15 protein-coding genes are annotated in these 16149 nt (G+C 69.1%); 14 read left to right on the forward strand and 1 reads right to left on the reverse strand.

All coding sequences use genetic code 11. From position 1 onward, the window contains the following. The first annotated feature begins 98 nt into the window (after nt 1-98). Nucleotides 99-2762: an alpha-ketoglutarate dehydrogenase gene (mdeB, locus tag AC3A6G_RS18915; protein ID WP_487874319.1), complete on the forward strand. Its 2664-nt coding sequence runs from the start codon at nt 99-101 to the stop codon at nt 2760-2762. Nucleotides 2763-2775: 13 nt separating this feature from the next. On the opposite strand, the gene AC3A6G_RS18920 is transcribed toward mdeB, so the two are convergent. Further along, on the reverse strand, nt 2776-3708 hold the full coding sequence (locus AC3A6G_RS18920; RefSeq protein WP_487874320.1) for an alpha/beta hydrolase: 933 nt from the start codon (nt 3706-3708) through the stop codon (nt 2776-2778). 36 nt (nt 3709-3744) lie between these two features. Here AC3A6G_RS18920 and AC3A6G_RS18925 point away from each other — a divergent pair, with 36 nt between their 5' ends. The 13 genes from AC3A6G_RS18925 (at nt 3745) to denD (ending at nt 16148) form a co-directional block, all read left to right on the forward strand. Beyond that, nucleotides 3745-4527 carry a FadR/GntR family transcriptional regulator gene (locus AC3A6G_RS18925; protein ID WP_487860875.1) on the forward strand — a complete coding sequence of 261 codons (783 nt, stop codon included), beginning with the start codon at nt 3745-3747 and terminating at the stop codon, nt 4525-4527. 91 nt (nt 4528-4618) lie between these two features. Further along, nucleotides 4619-5053: a VOC family protein gene (locus tag AC3A6G_RS18930; protein ID WP_487860876.1), complete on the forward strand. Its 435-nt coding sequence runs from the start codon at nt 4619-4621 to the stop codon at nt 5051-5053. Between the two features lie 2 nt (nt 5054-5055). After that, a complete protein-coding gene (locus AC3A6G_RS18935) occupies nt 5056-6165 on the forward strand; it encodes an ABC transporter ATP-binding protein (RefSeq protein ID WP_487874321.1) in 1110 nt (369 codons plus the stop codon). A 35-nt stretch (nt 6166-6200) separates the two neighbouring features. Continuing rightward, nucleotides 6201-7535 carry an ABC transporter substrate-binding protein gene (locus tag AC3A6G_RS18940; protein ID WP_487874322.1) on the forward strand — a complete coding sequence of 445 codons (1335 nt, stop codon included), beginning with the start codon at nt 6201-6203 and terminating at the stop codon, nt 7533-7535. Between the two features lies 1 nt (nt 7536). Next, nucleotides 7537-8427 carry a carbohydrate ABC transporter permease gene (locus AC3A6G_RS18945; RefSeq protein ID WP_487874323.1) on the forward strand — a complete coding sequence of 297 codons (891 nt, stop codon included), beginning with the start codon at nt 7537-7539 and terminating at the stop codon, nt 8425-8427. Then, nucleotides 8424-9263, forward strand: a complete 840-nt coding sequence (locus tag AC3A6G_RS18950) for a carbohydrate ABC transporter permease (RefSeq protein WP_487874324.1) — start codon at nt 8424-8426, stop codon at nt 9261-9263. Before AC3A6G_RS18945 ends, AC3A6G_RS18950 begins: the two co-directional genes overlap by 4 nt. A 31-nt stretch (nt 9264-9294) precedes the next feature. Next, nucleotides 9295-9882: a cupin domain-containing protein gene (locus tag AC3A6G_RS18955; protein ID WP_487860881.1), complete on the forward strand. Its 588-nt coding sequence runs from the start codon at nt 9295-9297 to the stop codon at nt 9880-9882. A gap of 7 nt (nt 9883-9889) precedes the next feature. Beyond that, nucleotides 9890-10633, forward strand: coding sequence for an alpha/beta fold hydrolase (locus tag AC3A6G_RS18960; protein WP_487874325.1), 744 nt, complete (start codon nt 9890-9892; stop codon nt 10631-10633). Further along, nucleotides 10630-11601: a Bug family tripartite tricarboxylate transporter substrate binding protein gene (locus AC3A6G_RS18965; RefSeq protein ID WP_487874326.1), complete on the forward strand. Its 972-nt coding sequence runs from the start codon at nt 10630-10632 to the stop codon at nt 11599-11601. Before AC3A6G_RS18960 ends, AC3A6G_RS18965 begins: the two co-directional genes overlap by 4 nt. A 34-nt stretch (nt 11602-11635) precedes the next feature. Next, nucleotides 11636-12628 (forward strand): Bug family tripartite tricarboxylate transporter substrate binding protein, encoded by a 993-nt coding sequence (locus AC3A6G_RS18970; RefSeq protein ID WP_487874327.1) that lies wholly within the window; start codon nt 11636-11638, stop codon nt 12626-12628. Nucleotides 12629-12641: 13 nt separating this feature from the next. Continuing rightward, the gene (locus AC3A6G_RS18975; protein WP_487874328.1) at nt 12642-14108 is read left to right on the forward strand and encodes a sulfatase family protein; all 1467 of its coding nucleotides are present in this window, start codon (nt 12642-12644) and stop codon (nt 14106-14108) included. 65 nt (nt 14109-14173) lie between these two features. Continuing rightward, nucleotides 14174-15091: an L-threonate dehydrogenase gene (gene ltnD / locus AC3A6G_RS18980; RefSeq protein ID WP_487874329.1), complete on the forward strand. Its 918-nt coding sequence runs from the start codon at nt 14174-14176 to the stop codon at nt 15089-15091. A gap of 43 nt (nt 15092-15134) precedes the next feature. After that, a complete protein-coding gene (gene denD / locus AC3A6G_RS18985; RefSeq protein ID WP_487874330.1) occupies nt 15135-16148 on the forward strand; it encodes a D-erythronate dehydrogenase in 1014 nt (337 codons plus the stop codon). Nucleotide 16149: the final 1 nt, after the last annotated feature.

A 16149-nucleotide genomic window follows, 5' to 3' on the forward strand; every position in this document is an offset into this window, starting at 1 on the left:
TGCAAATATGGGTATCTGGAGAATTTTATGCCGCTACGTTGGCAAGGACTTGCGTGTGGCGGTAGCAAATTCGCCGCGATGCAGCCTAAAGTGCTCGCATGAACGCCCCGATTTCCGCCGACCAGATGCGCGCGCTGCTCCTCGACGAAACGCTCTCGCACGACCCTGACCCCGCCGAGACCGCCGAATGGCGCGAGTCCTTCCTGGCGCTCGCGCAGGTCCACGGCCCGCTGCGCGCGCGGCAGATGCTCGACGAACTGGCGCGGCTCGCGCGCCAGCAGCGCATCGGCTGGCAGCCCGAACTGGCCACGCCGTACGTCAACACCATCGCCGTGGAAGACCAGCCGCCCTTTCCCGGCGACCTCGCGATCGAGGAGAAGCTCGCTTCGCTGATGCGCTGGAACGCGCTTGCCATGGTGGCCAAGGCCAACCAGGCGTATGGCGAACTCGGCGGCCACATCGCGAGCTACGCGAGCGCGGCCGACCTGTTCGAGACCGGCTTCAACCACTTCTTCCATGCGCGTGGTGGGCAACATCTCGGCGACCTCGTGTTCTTCCAGCCGCACAGTGCGCCCGGCGTCTACGCCCGCGCCTTTCTAGAAGGCCGCCTCGGCGAAGAAGACCTCGCGCACTACCGCCAGGAACTCACCGCGCCCGCGTTCACCGACGGCAGCGGCGCGCGCGGCCTGTGCAGCTATCCGCATCCGTACCTGATGCCCGACTTCTGGCAGTTTCCGACCGGCTCGATGGGCATAGGGCCGATCAGCTCGATCTACCACGCGCGCTTCATGCGCTACCTCACGCACCGCAACCTGCTCGGCTGCGAGGGCCGAAAGGTGTGGGGCGTGTTCGGCGACGGCGAGATGGACGAGCCCGAATCGATGAGCGCCCTCACGCTGGCCGCGCGCGAGAAGCTCGACAACCTCGTGTGGGTCGTCAACTGCAACCTGCAGCGCCTCGACGGCCCGGTGCGCGGCAACGGCCGCATCATCGACGAGCTCGAGAAGCTCTTTGCCGGCGCCGGCTGGAACGTCATCAAGCTCATCTGGGGCAGCGACTGGGACGGGCTCTTCGCGCAGGATGCGAGCGGGGCACTCGCGCGCGCGTTTGCCGGCACGGTGGACGGCCAGATGCAGACCTTCGCGGCCAAGGACGGCCGCTTCAACCGCGACAACTTCTTCGGCCAGAACCCCGAGCTCGCGCGCCTGGCCCAGGGCATGACCGACGCGCAGATCGACCGCTTGAAGCGCGGCGGCCACGACCTCGTGAAGATCCATGCCGCCTATGCCGCGGCCGCCGCGCACAAGGGCCGCCCCACCGTGATCCTTGCCCACACCAAGAAGGGCTACGGCATGGGCAGCGCCGCGCAGGGCAAGATGACCACGCACTCGCACAAGAAGATGGGCGACGTCGACCTCATCGAGTTCCGCGACCGCTTCAGCCTGCCGCTGAGCGATGCGCAGGCCACCGCGATGGACTTCTACCGCCCGAGCGAAGACAGCGCCGAGATGCAGTACCTGCGCCAGCGACGGGCCGCGCTCGGCGGCGCCATGCCGCGGCGCGAGACCGCCTGCGACGTGGTGCCCAAGCCCGACATCGCGGGCTACGCGCAGTTCGCCACCGCGGCCGCCGGCAAGGAGATGAGCACCACCATGGCCTTCGTGCGGCTGCTCGGCAACCTGCTCAAGGACAAGGCGCTCGGCCCGCGCATCGTGCCCATCGTGGCCGACGAGGCGCGCACTTTCGGCATGGCCAACCTGTTCAAGCAGGTCGGCATCTATTCGAGCGTGGGCCAGCGCTATGCGCCCGAGGACATCGGCTCGGTGCTGAGCTACCGCGAAGCCACCGACGGCCAGATCCTCGAGGAGGGCATCAGCGAGGCCGGCGCCATCGCGAGCTGGACCGCGGCCGCCACGAGCTACAGCGTGCACGGCCTCGCGATGCTGCCGTTCTACATCTACTACTCGATGTTCGGCTTCCAGCGCGTGGGCGACGCCATCTGGGCCGCGGCCGACCAGCGCGCGCGCGGCTTCCTGCTGGGCGCCACGTCGGGCCGCACCACGCTCGGCGGCGAGGGCCTGCAGCACCAGGACGGCAGCAGCCACCTCGTGGCCGCGACCATTCCCAACTGCAAGGCCTACGACCCGGCCTTCGCCGGCGAGATGGCCGTGATCGTCGATGCCGGCATCCGCGAGATGATGGTCGAGCAGCAGGACGTGTTCTATTACGTCACGCTCATGAACGAGAACTACGCGCAGCCCGACGTGCCCGCGGGCGCGGAAGGCGACATCCTGCGCGGGTGCTACCGCTTCGCTGCGTATGCGCCCGCGAAGGGCAAGGCGAAGAAGAGCAGCGGCAAGGTCACGCTGATGGGCTCGGGCGCCATCCTCACCGAGGTGATCAAGGCCGCGCAGCTCCTGGCGGCAGAAGGCATCGAGGCCGAGGTGTTCAGCGTCACGAGCTGGAGCGAGCTGGCACGCGACGGGCTCGCCTGCGAGCAGCGCGCGATGGCGGGCGAAAAGGAGGCCGGCACGCCCTTCGTGGCACGGCAGCTCGGCGCCGGCAAGGGCCCGATCATCGCCGCCACCGACTACGTGCGCGCCGTGCCCGAGAGCGTGCGCGCCTTCCTGCCCGAGGGGCGCCGCTACCTCACGCTCGGCACCGACGGGTTCGGGCGCAGCGACACGCGCGCGGCGCTGCGCGGCTTCTTCGGGGTGGATGCCGCGAGCATCGCCAAGGCGGCGCGGCACGCGCTCGGCTGAAGGTTGTCGCCTCCTAGCGGGCGCTGAACTCGCCGCGCTCGACGCGCGCGCACCAGTCGCGAATGTCCTCGCCGAGCTGGTTGTGCGGCGTGTCGAACTGCGTGACGATGCTCATGTGGTTGTGGTCGGCGACCTGCACGAAGCGCGGCATCGGTGCGCCCAGTGCATCGGCCGCCTGCGCGAGCCGGTGGGCGAGTTCGAAGGCCTGGAAGTCCAGCAGCGGGTTTTCGTACTGCGCGACCGCGACGAAGGTGGGCGGCGCATCGCGCCGGACGCGGCCCATGGGTGAGCGTTCTTCGTAGCGCGATGCATCGTCGCCGTAGTACGCGCGCACGCCGTGCGCATTCGGGTTCTCGGGCCGCACGTCGGCCGTCACGCGCGGGCTCACCAGGACCAGCCCGGCCAGCGGTAGCCCGCCGAGGGGCCGCACCGCATCGTCCCAGGCCGCCGTAGCGCAGTGCGCGCAGGCGGCCGAGTGGCCCATCAGGAAGATGCGCCGTGCGTCGCCGCCCCATTGGCCGATGTTCTGCTGAACCCACGCGAGCGCGTCGCGCACGTCTTCCGCGCCAGCGGGCCAGGCGGCCTGCGGAGCGAGGCGGTACTCGACGTTGACCGCAACGAAGCCGTGGCGCGTAAATTCGGTCGGCACGTTGGCATAGACCTGCGGGGTCATGTGCTTGTCGCCGCGCACGAAGGCGCCGCCATGCACGAACACCAGCACCGGCGCATCGCGCGCGCGCTCCGGCGCATGCACGTCCAGCACTTGCCGCGGGTCGTGGCCGTAGGGCACGTCGCGCGCGACGCGCCCCGGCGCGGGCGGCGCGGCCTCCAGCAGCGGGGTCCAGGCCGCGAGCATGGCGTCACGGCCGGCCGCGATGTCATGGTGCCAGCGCGGGCCCCACGCGCGCAGCAGCGCAGTCAGATCGGGTGGCAAATGTAAAGACATAGGCTAAAGTTGTACGATGAATTTCCACCCCACTGTATGGCAAGCCGATTCCAGTCGCTGACGCCCGGCGCGCGCCTGTCGGACCAGGTCGCCGATGCGCTGGCCTCCGAGATCGGATCGGGCCGACTGGTCGCGGGCGACAAACTGCCGACGGAAGTCGCGCTGGCCGAGCAGTTTTCCGTCAGCCGCACCGTCGTGCGCGAAGCCGTGTCGCGCCTCAAGTCGCTCGGCATGGTCGATTCGCGCCAGGGCAGCGGCGTCTATGTGCGCGAAGCAGGCATTCCACCGTTGAACTTCGAAGGCCGCGATGCGGGCTCGAAGGAAGCCGTGATCCAGATCGCCGAGGCGCGCCGCGCGATGGAAGCCGAGGTGGCCGAACTCGCGGCGCTGCGGCGCACCCGCGACGACGTGCGCCGCATCCGCCAGGCCGTGGCAGCGATCGAGAAGGCCGTCGCCGCCGGCGGCGACGGCGTGCGCGAGGACGTGGCCTTTCATCGCTGCGTGGCCGAGGCGGCACGCAACCCCTTCCTGCTCGACACCCTGCAGTACCTTGGGCGTTTCCTGCAGGGCGCCACGCGCGTGACCCGCGCCAACGAAGCGCGCCGCGCCGACTTTGCACGCGAGGTGCGCGAGGAGCACCGGCAGATCGTCCTGGCGATCGAGGCCGGCGACGGCCCCGCGGCGCGGCTGGCGGCGCGCGAGCACATGGACAACGCCATCCGCCGCATCGAGCAGGCCGCACCCGCCTTCTGGCAGCAGGAGGGCGCCGCGCTCGCGCGCGATCTCGTGCGCGACGTGGATTCCATCACGCCGCGCTGAGCGGCCCGCAAAGGCTCGCCGGGTTAGTACGGATTCCGTACCAGGGGCTGATTTGTATGATGACCTGACTACTTGAACGTCAGGAGGCGGTTTGGAAGTTCTTCATCTCGACCATTTCACGCTGCGCGTGAGCCCCGAACGCATGCCGGCGCTGAAAGACTTCTATGGTCGCGTGGTCGGTTTGCGCGAGGGGCCAAGGCCCGACTTTCCGTTTCCGGGCGCCTGGATGTACGCGGGCGAAAACCCGGTCATCCACCTGGCCGGCAACGAGCCCGCGGGCGAGCCGGCGGTCCTGCCGGCCTTGCCGACCGGCAAGTTCAACCATGTGTCCTTGCGCACCCGCGGCCTCGAATCCGCACGGGCTCACCTCCGTGCGCAGGGGGTCGACTGGTCTGAGGCGCCGGTGCCGGGCGCGCCACTGCACCAGATCTTCCTGACCGATCCGGTCGGCTTGCTGATCGAGTTGACCTTCGACAGCCCCGAGCCCTCGCAGGCATCCGCTGCGGCCACCATGGGGGGGCGCTAACCATGGGCTACCTGGAGCTTCGCGGCATTGCCAAGCGCTTCGGCGACGTGCCGGTCGTGGCCGAGATCGATCTCTCGGCCGAGGCCGGGGAGTTCATCGTGCTGGTCGGCGCGTCGGGCTGCGGCAAGTCGACCACGCTGCGCATGATCGCGGGCCTGGAAGCGCCGTCGGAGGGCAGCATCGTGATCGAGGGCCGCGACGTCACGCGCGCCACGCCGGCCGACCGGGACATCGCGATGGTGTTCCAGAACTACGCGCTGTACCCGCACATGAACGTGGCGCAGAACATGAGCTTCGCGCTCGATCTGGCCCGCGTGCCGCGCGCGGAGATCGAAGAGCGGGTGCAGGCCGCAGCCAACGTGCTGAGCATCACGCACCTGCTGCAGCGCAAGCCCAAGGAACTGTCGGGCGGACAGCGCCAGCGCGTGGCAATGGGCCGGGCGATCGTTCGCGAACCCAAGGTGTTCCTGTTCGACGAGCCGCTGTCCAACCTGGACGCCAAGCTGCGCGGCCAGATGCGCATCGAGATCGCGATGCTGCACCGGCGCCTGGGCAAGACCACGGTCTACGTGACGCACGACCAGGTTGAGGCCATGACGCTCGCCGACCGCATCGTCGTGATGGACCAGGGCCGGATCCAGCAGATGGGTTCGCCCGACGAGGTGTTCAACCAGCCGCTGAACCAGTTCGTCGCCGGCTTCATCGGCAGTCCGTCGATGAACTTCCTGGATGCGCGGGTGGTCGGCGGCGATGCCGGCCTGCAGTTCATCGGCGAGACGTTTCGCTGCCCGGTGCCCGCATCGATGCACGCGGCCGCCGGCCGCCTGACCGGCCAGCCCGTCGTGGTCGGCGTCCGGCCACAGTCGCTGCGTTTCGGCGAGCCGGGGCGCGATGCGCTGGTGCTGCCGCTGGACGTGGGCGTGTGCGAATACCTCGGCACCGAGAGCGTCCTGAACTGCACCGTGCGCGGCGACGCGAAGACGCAGGTCGTGCTGGTCGCCGCGGGCAACCACGGTGCAGCAACGGGCACCGCAGTCGTCGCGCATGCGCACCTGGACGACCTTTTCGCCTTCGAAGCCGGCGGCCACGGACGCTCGCTGCGCCTCGCGTAGTTCCACCACCATCATCACCACGGGGAGACAACACCATGAAACGCCGTCAACTGATCCAGGGCGCCGCCGCCGGCGCCGCGCTCGGACCCTGGGTCCACGCCCTCGCACAGAACCGCTACGCCAAGTACAAGGGCCAGACGATCGTCGTCAACTACCCGGCCCATCCGCACTACGACCAGGCCGAGAAGCTGTTCGCCGAGTTCACGAAGGAGACCGGCATCAAGGTCGAGCGCGACAAGATGCAGTACCTGCGCATGAAGGACAAGCAGGTGCTCGAGATGGGCAAGCGCGGCAACGGCGACTACGACGTGATCGTCTACGTCGTGATGTGGAAGACCGAGTACGTCAAGAAAGACCTGCTGGAGCCGCTCGACCCCTTCTTCAACAATGCCGCGCTGGCCGATCCGGCCTGGGACCAGAAGGACATCATCCCGAAATACTGGGACACCAACGCCCTCGTCGGCGGCCCGAAGATGTACCTGCCGGGCCCCGGCGCCCGCCCCTACGGCATTCCGTTCGGCGCCGAGACCGGCGTGCTCGGCTACCGCGCCGACATCCTCGAGAAGCACAAGCTCGCGGTGCCCAAGACCTATGAAGAGCTGCTCAAGGCCTGCCACGTCATCAAGGACAAGGAAGGCATCGGCGGCCTGACCTCGCGCGGCCAGACCGGCCATCAGGTCACGGCGGCCTGGCTGATGCACCTCACGCCCCATGGCGGCGAGGTGTTCGACAAGGACTGGCGCGCCGCCTTCAACAACCCGGCGGGCGTGCGTGCGGCCGAGGTGCTCAGGGAGATCGTCGAAACCGGGCCGTCAGGCATCCCGAGCTATGGTTTCGGCGAGATGCAGAACGCGTTTCTGCAGGGGCAGGCGGCCTTCTACCTGGATTCGGTGTCGGTCTTCGGTCCGGCGCAGGATCCGGCCAAAAGCAAGGTGGCCGGCAAGATCGGCTACGCGCTGCACCCCAAGGCCGTGCAGCACTCGGCGCAAAGCGGCGGCTTCGCCATGGCGATTCCCAAGAACGCGCGCAACAAGGAAGCCGCGTTCCTGTTCATGCAATGGATGACCAGCAAGCAGGCCGACGTGAAGCTCGCGCTGGCCGGCGGAAACATCAACCGCGTGAGCACGACCGAGAACGCAGACGTCGCGCGCAAGTACCCGCTCGAGCTGCCCGCGCTGCGCGAGTCGTTGAAGATCTGCAACCCCGACTGGCGCCCGCTGATCCCCGAATGGGACCATATCAGCCAGCAGATCCTCGGCCAGGCGCTGCCCGACGTGATCACCGGAAGCAAGCCCGCCAAGCAGGCCCTGGATGCGGTGGTCAAGGACGCCGAGAGCGTGTTGCGCAGAGGCGGCTGGCTGAAGGCGTGAGATGAATTCCGCGCGCCTCGCCCGCTTCGTCCCCTACGCCTACATCCTGCCGGCGGTGCTGGTCATGGTGGTCGGCCTGGCCTACCCGATCATCGATGCGGTGCGGCTGAGCTTCTACGACTGGCCGCTGGGCACCGACTGGGAGACGGCCCGCTGGGTCGGGCTGAGGGCCTTCACCGACATGCTGGGCTCGTCGCAGGTGTGGACGTCGATGGGCATCACGCTGGCCTTCGTGGTCATCGCCGTCGCCTGCGAGATGGTGCTGGGCGTGGCGCTGGCGCTCTTCCTGGAGAAGCCGGTGCGCGGCATGCGCTTCTTCCGGACCATCTTCGTGCTGCCGATGATGATCGCGCCGATCTGCGTCGGCCTGATCTGGCGCTACCTGTTCGATGCCAACTTCGGGCCCTTTAATCTATGGCTCGACGCCATCGGCATCGAGCCGCGCGCCTGGCTCGCGGAGCCGGCCACCGCCTTCGGCGCGATGGTGCTGACCGACATCTGGCAGTGGACGCCATTCGTGCTCATCATGGTGCTGGCCGGGCTGCAGGGGCTCGATTCGAGCGTCATCGAGGCGGCACGCATCGACGGCGCCACGACCTGGCAGCAGATCGTGCGGGTGAAGCTGCCGATCATCAAGCCGATCCTGATCGTCACGCTGCTGATGCGCATGATCGACGGCTTCCGCGGGCTGGAGGTGGTCTACGTGATGACCTTCGGCGGCCCGGGCCTGAGCACAGAGCTTTTCTCGCTGCACATCTACAAGGCGGCGTTCATCAGCCAGAAGCTCGGCTACTCGGCGGCGCTGTCGATCCTGCTGCTGGTCATCGTGGGGGCGCTGTCGCTGGCGATTCTCCTCATCTCCAACCCACTGAAGAGCACGGCCCGTCGATGAGCACCTCCACAGAACTCGCCCCTCCGCGCGGCTCGCCGCTGCACTACACCGTGCTTGGCGTCCTGGCGCTCGTGTGCTTGATGCCGATGGTGATGATGGTCCTCGCGTCGCTCAAGACCGAAGCGCAGATCTTCGACAGCCAGTGGTCGTGGCTCTTCATGCCCACCATGGACAACTACCGCTCGGTGGTCGAAGACGGGCACATCGACCGCTACCTGCTCAACAGCCTGAAGATCTCGGTCGCCTCGACGCTCATCACGCTGATGCTCGGCACGATGTGCGCGTATGCGATGGCGCGCTTCCGCTTTCTCGGTCGCGATCCGCTCGGCCACGCCACGCTGATCCTGCGCACGCTGCCGCCGGCGGTGCTGGCCGTGCCGGTGTTCGTGATCTGGTCGGCCTGGGGCATTGGCGACACGCTGTCCGGCGTGGTGCTGGTGTACGTGGCGCTGAACCTGCCCTTCACCATCTGGCTCCTGTACGGCTTCATCGACCAGTTGCCGATCGAGCTCGAGGAGGCCGCCGCCATCGACGGCTGCGGGCCGTTCAAGGTGTTCTGGAAGATCGTGCTGCCGCTGCTCAAGCCGGGCCTGGCGGCCGCCTCGATCTTCACCTTCCGCCTGGCATGGAACGAGTTCATCCTGAGCTTCATCCTGACCAACCGCGTCACCCGCACGCTGCCCGCGTCGATCTCCAACTACATCACCGACACCGGCGTGGAGTGGGGAAAGATCATGGCCGCCGGCGTGCTCATCGCACTGCCGCCGCTGATCTTCACCTTCATGGCGGCCAAGCAGATCATCACCGGCCTCACGGCAGGCGCCGTCAAGGGCTGACCGCCTTTTCGTCCCCAAAGGAAAGCACTTCATGGACCGACAAACCCTCATCGATTCCTGGGCCGACAACGTTGCACCGTCGCAGCCCTGCTCGCCCGCGCAGATGCAGGCGCGCATTGCCCGCTGGGGCGAGATTCCGGCGAGCCCGCGCGCCTTCGTCGACACCTGGGTGCCGGGCCACGAGCGCACGCTCTACAGCGTGATCGGCTCGGGCGTCACCGACGACCCCAACTTCAGGCCGCGCATCGCGGCCGCCGAGAACTTCCACGTCGACTTCATCGTCGCCGGCAAGGGCAAGGGTGCCGCCATGCACTGGCACGACTCCGAAGAGGTCTTCGTGGTCCAGGCCGGCCGCTGGGAGGTCGACTGGATCGACGGCGCCACCGGCGAGGTGCACACCACCACGCTCGGGCCGCGCGACACCATCAGCGTGCCGCCGTTCGTGCATCGCGCATTCCGCAGCCTCGACGGCGACGATCCCGTCAGCGGCGGGCTGCTGGTGTCGGTGCTCGGCGGCAAGACGCCGGGGCGCGTGATGTGGGACGCCTCGGTGGCCGAAAGAGCCAAGGCGCTGGGCGCCGGCTTCGGCCCCGACGGCATGGCCCATCGCGCCGAGTGAGCGAACGATGACGCAGGCGACCTTCGTCCTGGTCCACGGTGCCTGGCATGGCGGCTGGTGCTGGGCCGCCGTGTGCGAGCGCCTGCAGGCCCTGGGCCATGCATGCCATGCGCCGACGCTGCGCGGACTGGCGCACCGGTCGGGGGAGTTGAGCCCGGTCCTCAGCGCCGACGACCATGTGGACGACATCGCCGATCTCGTCGAGGCGCTCGACCTGCGCAACGTGGTGCTCGCGCTGCATTCCTATGCCGGGCTGCTCGGTCCTGCGCTGCACGAGCGGCTGCGCCCCCGGTTGGCGCACATCGCATGGATCGAGGCCGTCGTTCCGCAGCCCGGGCGCGCCATGCTCGACATGGTGCTGCCCGAAGCGGCGGAACGCTACCGACGGCTGGCCGCGGAACGCGGCGACGGGTGGCGCATACCGCCGCCGGACCCGGCGCAATTCGGCCTGCAGGATGCCGGGATGCGAGACGAGGTCGCGCGCCGGCTCAGCGACCAGCCGCTGCGCACCTTTGCCGAGCCCGTGCGTGCGGCGCAGCCCGACGCCATGCGCGTTCCCTGCAGCTATCTGCTCGCCAGCGATCGCGCGGGCCAGCCCTACGCGCAGCATGTGGCGCGGGCCGAGGCCGCCGGCTGGCCTGTCGAGCGCATCCCGGGCGGGCATTTGCTCATGCTGACCCAGCCCGAGGCCGTCACCGGTTTTCTGCTGCGCGCCGCAGGCGCGTCCTCCATCGAAAAAAGGCATCCATGACCCGCAGAACCTTCATCGCCGGCGCCGCCGGTGTCGTCCTCGCCCATGCCGCATGGCCGCTGCACGCGCAGCCGGCCTGGCCGGCCCGGCCCATCCGGCTCGTGGTGCCCTTCCCGCCTGGCGGACTGATCGACAACATGGCCCGGCTGCTGTCGCCGCGCCTTGCCCAGGCGCTGGGCCAGCCGGTGGTGATCGACAACAAGCCCGGTGCGGGCGGCAACATCGGTGCGACCGAGGGCGCGCGCGCCACGCCCGACGGCTACACGCTGCTCATGGCTTCGCCGCCGCTGACCATCAGCCCGGCGCTCTACCGCTCGCTGCCGTACAAGCCCTCGCAGATCGTTCCGATCGCGGTGCTCGGCCGGGTGCCGAACGTGCTGATGGTCAATCCGGCCTCGGGCATCGGCTCGGTGGCCGAGCTCACCGCGCGCGCCAAGGCGCAGCCCGGCAAGCTCAACTACGCCTCGAACGGCAACGGCACCTCGCTGCACCTGAGCGCGGAGCTCTACAAGAACAGCACCGGCACCTTCGTTGCGCACATTCCGTACCGCGGCGCGGCGGCGGCGATCACCGGCCTGATTGCAGGCGAGGTCGACATGATGTTCGACAACCTGCCGTCGGCCATCGGCCAGATCCAGGCCGGCCGCGTGAAGGCCCTGGCCGTGACCACTGCCCAGCGCAGCCCGGCGCTGCCCGAGGTGCCGACGATGGTGGAGGCCGGCCTGGCCGACTTCGACGTGGGCTCGTGGTTCGGCGTGGCCGCGCCGGCGGGCGTTCCGGCACCGGTGCTGGCGGTGCTCTCGCAGCAGCTCGAACGCCTCGCCAAGGACCCCGGGGTCCAGGCCGCGATGCTGCGCCAGGGCGTGGTGCCCACCTACCTGGACGCGCGGGCGGCCGCGGCCTTCATGGCCGCGGACACCGCGCGCTGGAAGAAGGTGGCCGATTTCGCCGGCATCCGGCTCGACTGACGCGCACATGCACAACGACAACGGGAGACCCTCAATGAACACACAGAGAAAACTCGCCATGCATTGCATCGGCATCGTGGCCTCGCTGGCGTTGCTCGCGGGCGTTGCGCCTGGGGCGCACGCCGACGGCTATCCCACCCGCACGGTCACGCTCGTGGTGGGCAGCGAGCCCGGCGGCGCGCCCGACCTGATCGCCCGCATCATCGGCACGCGCCTGGGCGAGCAACTGGGGCAGACGGTGATCGTCGAGAACCGCGCGGGCGCCACCGGCACCGTGGCCGCAGGCTACGTCGCCCGCGCGCAGCCCGACGGCTACACCCTGTCGCTGGGCACGGTCTCGCCGCATGCCATTGCCAAGAGCGTCTATGCCGGCCTGAGCTACGACCCGGTGACCAGCTTCGTGCCCGTGGGGCAGGTCGCCTCGGTGCCGCTCATCCTCGTTGTGAAAATCGACTCGAAGGCGCGCACGCTTCAAGAGCTCGGTGCACTCGCGCGGGCGCAACCCGGCAAGCTCAACTACGCCTCGGCGGGACAGGGCGGGCCGCAGCACCTGGCGTCGGAGCTGTTCACCGCCGCCACCGACAGCCGGATCACGCACATTCCCTACAAGAGCGGCTCGGCCGGCGTTACCGCGGTGCTCGCGGGCCACGTCGACATGTTCTTTGCCGGCATGCCGCCCGCGCTGGCGCAGATCAACGGCGGAAAGCTGCGCGCGCTGGCGGTCACCACCGCCGTGCGCTTTCCGGCGGCGCCCGACGTGCCGACCGCGATGGAGGCCGGGCTGCCAGGCTTCGAGGCCGACAACTGGCTCGCGCTCTTTGCGCCGGCCGGCACGCCCGACGCGGTGGTCGCCCGCCTGAACAAGGAACTCGGCACCGTGCTGCAAGACCCCCAGGTGGTTGCGCAGCTGCTGAAGATCGGCGCGGTCGCCAAGGGCGGCAGCCCGGAAGACCTGACACGTCTGGTGGCCGCCGACAGCAGCAAATGGGCGGGCGTCGCGAAACGCACCGGCATTGCCGTCAACTGACGAGGACGCACCGATGGAACCGATGAACCTGCTCATCCTCATGGACGACGAGCACAACAAGAAGATGCTCGGCTGCTACGGGCATCCGGTGGTGAAGACGCCGCACCTGGACCGCCTGGCCGCGCGCGGCACGCGCTTCACCAACGCCTACACCAACTCGCCCATCTGCACGCCCGCGCGCGCGGTGTTCGCCACCGGCCGGCATGTCCACGAGACGGGCTACTGGGACAACGCCATCGCCTACGAGGGCAAGATTCCCGCCTGGGGCCATGTGCTGCAGGCGCACGGCCATCCAGTGGTGTCGATCGGCAAGCTGCACTATGCGAACGAGGAAGCCGACACCGGCTTCGACCGGCAGATCATTCCCATGCACATCGAAGGTGGCGTGGGCGACCTGCACGGCCTGCTGCGCGAGCCGTTGCCGGTGCGCCACCAGTCGAAGGACATGGCCGTGCGCATCGGTCCGGGCGACACCACCTACACCGGCTACGACCGCCAGATCGCCGACGAGGCCTGCCAATGGCTGCAGACCGAAGGCTGCCGGCCGCGCGACAAGCCCTGGACGCTCTTCACTTCGTTCATCTCGCCGCACTCGCCGCTGGTCGCGCCGCAGGCGTACTACGACATGTACCCGCCGGAATCGATCGTGCTGCCCAAGAAGCGGCCCGAGGGCTTCGAGCATCCATGGTGGGATGCGCTCAACCGGTGCTACATCTTCGACGCCAGCTTCCGCGACGACCATCAGCGCCGCATCGCCATTGCCTCGTACTACGCGCTGTGCAGCTACATCGACGCCCAGATCGGCCGGGTGCTCGACACCCTCGCGGCGGCCGGCCTCGAGCACAACACACGCGTGATCTTCCTGTCGGACCACGGCGACAACATGGGCGCGCGCGGGCTCTGGGGCAAGTCGAACATGTACGAGGAATCGGCAGGCATTCCGATGATCGCGGCGGGGCCGGGCATCGGGGCGGGAAAGCAGTGCGACGCGCCGGTCTCGCACGTCGACTTCTGGCCCACGATCCTGGAAGCCGCCGGCGTGCCGCCCGAAAGCCACGCGCCAGCGGACCATCCGGGCCGCTCGCTGTTCGCGGCCATGCGCGAGTCCGAGGCCGAGGCGCGCGAGCAGGTGGTGCTGAGCGAATACCATGCGGCCGGCTCGATCAGCGCCTGCTACATGATCCGCAAGGGCGACTGGAAGTACATTCACTACACCGGCTTTCGCCCCGAGCTTTTCAACCTGCGCGAGGACCCCGAAGAGCTCGTGGACCGGGCCGCCGACCCGGCCTGCGCCGGCGTTCTGGCGGCGTTGTCGCAAGAGCTCCATCGGCGCCTCGACCCCGAGGCCACCGATCGCCGAGCCAAGGCCGCGCAGGCCGAGCTCATCGAGAAGCACGGCGGCTACGAGGCCATCGAAAAGCGCGGCGGCGGCAGCTACACGCCGGTGCCCGGCGAAGAGGTGCAGTTGATCCGCGGGTAAGCCCCGCCCGGTCGCAATGTCAGGGAGAACAACAACATTTACAGAGCATCAGGAAAGAGCATTCAATGAATTCACCGCAAGCCGGCGTCATAGGCCTCGGCGCCATGGGCGCCGGAATGGCCGCCTCGCTGCGGCGCACCGGCTACCACGTCCATGTGTGCGATGCGAGCCCCGGCGTGGCCGAAGCCTTCGCCGCCGACGGCGGCACCGCCCATGCCACACCGGCCGCGCTGGCGGCATGCTGCGAGCAGATCGTCAGCGTCGTGGTCAACGCGGCGCAGACCGAACAGGTCCTCTTCGGCGAGGACGGCAAGGGCGGCGCGGCCGCGGCCATGAAGCCAGGCAGCGTGTTCGTCATGTGCTCCACCGTCGACCCCAACTGGTCGATCGCACTCGAGGCCCGGCTGGCCGCGCTCGGCATCCTCTACATCGACGCGCCCATCTCGGGCGGGGCGGCCAAGGCCGCGAGCGGCGAGATGACGATGATGACCGCCGCCACGCCCGAGGCTTATGCCAAGGCCGGCGCGCTGCTCGACGCGATGGCTGCCAAGGTCTACCGCCTCGGCGACCGCGCGGGCGCGGGCAGCAAGGTCAAGGTCATCAACCAGCTGCTGGCGGGCGTGCACATCGCCGCGGCGGCCGAGGCCATGGCGCTGGGCCTGCGCGAGGGTGTCGACCCCGCCGCGCTCTACGAGGTCATCACGCACAGCGCCGGCAACAGCTGGATGTTCGAGAATCGCATGGCGCACGTGCTCGCGGGCGACTACACGCCGCTGTCGGCCGTCGACATCTTCGTGAAGGACCTGGGCCTGGTGCTCGACGTGGCGCGCGCGAGCAAGTTTCCGCTGCCGTTGTCGTCCACCGCGCACCAGATGTTCATGCAGGCGTCGACCGCGGGCTTTGCACGCGAGGACGACAGCGCGGTCATCAAGATCTTTCCGGGCATCCAGCTGCCGGGCACGAAGAAGAAGTCCGGCGACTGAACCACCCAACACACACACAACGAACCTGCAGGACATCGACGACATGAACATCCTCATCACCGGCGGCTGCGGCTTTGTCGGCGCCCGCCTCGCCCGCACGCTGCTCGCCGGCGGCCCGCTCGCGCTGGCCGGCGGCGCGGCGCAGCCGATCGCCCGCATCACCCTGGCCGACCGCGTGCCGCCGCCGGCCGACCTGGCGGCCGACGCGCGCGTGCAGTTCCTGCAGGGCGACCTGCTCGAGCAGGCCGAAAGCGGCGCGCTGCCGATCGCCGACACGCAGCTCGTGTACCACCTGGCCGCCGCGGTGAGCGGCGAATGCGAGGCCGACTTCGACCTCGGCATGCGCAGCAACCTCGACACCACGCGCGTGCTGCTCGACGCCTGCCGCCGCGCGGGCCACGCGCCAGTGTTCGTCTTCTCCAGCTCGGTCGCGGTGTTCGGCGATTCGCCCGAGCAGCGGCTGCCCGCGGTGATCGAGGACACGACGCTGCCCACGCCGCAGAACAGCTACGGCATCCAGAAGTTCATCGGCGAGCAGCTGGTGGCCGACTTCGCGCGCAAGGGCTTCGTGCAGGGCCGCAATGTGCGGCTCATGACGGTGTCGGTGCGGCCAGGCCGGCCCAACGGCGCGGCCTCCAGCTTCCTGAGCGGCATGCTGCGCGAGCCGCTCGCGGGCGAGCGCGCGCGCTGCCCGGTGCCGCCCGAGACCGCGGTGGCGCTCGCATCGCCCGGCAACACGGTCGCGGGCCTCGTGCGCGCCGCCACGGCCAGCGCCGCCGAATGGGGCGCGCGCACGGCGGTCAACCTGCCGGCGCTGACCACCACGGTGCGCGAGATGGCCGCGGCGCTCGAACGCATCGCGGGCAAGGAAGCGACCGCGCTGATCGACTGGGAACCCGACGCGGCCATCGCGAAGATCGTCACCAGCTGGCCGAGCCGCGTGCATGCGGCGCGCGCCGAGGCGCTGGGCCTGAAAGCCGACGCGAGCTTCGACGCCATCCTGCGCGACTACGTGCGCGAGAACGCGCAGGCGGTCAAGCTCGCGGTGAAGGGCTGAG

Source organism: Variovorax sp. Soil_C_26 (assembly GCF_057657075.1).

Bases quoted from the DNA above. Each gene is read 5' to 3' on its own strand.
- AC3A6G_RS18965 (WP_487874326.1), top strand. From the start codon at position 10,630: ATGACCCGCAGAACCTTCATCGCCGGCGCCGCCGGTGTCGTCCTCGCC.
- AC3A6G_RS18925 (WP_487860875.1), top strand. From the start codon at position 3,745: ATGGCAAGCCGATTCCAGTCGCTGACGCCCGGCGCGCGCCTGTCGGAC.
- mdeB (WP_487874319.1), top strand. From the start codon at position 99: ATGAACGCCCCGATTTCCGCCGACCAGATGCGCGCGCTGCTCCTCGAC.
- AC3A6G_RS18940 (WP_487874322.1), top strand. From the start codon at position 6,201: ATGAAACGCCGTCAACTGATCCAGGGCGCCGCCGCCGGCGCCGCGCTC.
- AC3A6G_RS18935 (WP_487874321.1), top strand. From the start codon at position 5,056: ATGGGCTACCTGGAGCTTCGCGGCATTGCCAAGCGCTTCGGCGACGTG.
- denD (WP_487874330.1), top strand. From the start codon at position 15,135: ATGAACATCCTCATCACCGGCGGCTGCGGCTTTGTCGGCGCCCGCCTC.
- AC3A6G_RS18970 (WP_487874327.1), top strand. From the start codon at position 11,636: ATGAACACACAGAGAAAACTCGCCATGCATTGCATCGGCATCGTGGCC.
- AC3A6G_RS18950 (WP_487874324.1), top strand. From the start codon at position 8,424: ATGAGCACCTCCACAGAACTCGCCCCTCCGCGCGGCTCGCCGCTGCAC.
- ltnD (WP_487874329.1), top strand. From the start codon at position 14,174: ATGAATTCACCGCAAGCCGGCGTCATAGGCCTCGGCGCCATGGGCGCC.
- AC3A6G_RS18920 (WP_487874320.1), bottom strand. From the start codon at position 3,708: ATGTCTTTACATTTGCCACCCGATCTGACTGCGCTGCTGCGCGCGTGG.
- AC3A6G_RS18945 (WP_487874323.1), top strand. From the start codon at position 7,537: ATGAATTCCGCGCGCCTCGCCCGCTTCGTCCCCTACGCCTACATCCTG.
- AC3A6G_RS18975 (WP_487874328.1), top strand. From the start codon at position 12,642: ATGGAACCGATGAACCTGCTCATCCTCATGGACGACGAGCACAACAAG.
- AC3A6G_RS18960 (WP_487874325.1), top strand. From the start codon at position 9,890: ATGACGCAGGCGACCTTCGTCCTGGTCCACGGTGCCTGGCATGGCGGC.
- AC3A6G_RS18955 (WP_487860881.1), top strand. From the start codon at position 9,295: ATGGACCGACAAACCCTCATCGATTCCTGGGCCGACAACGTTGCACCG.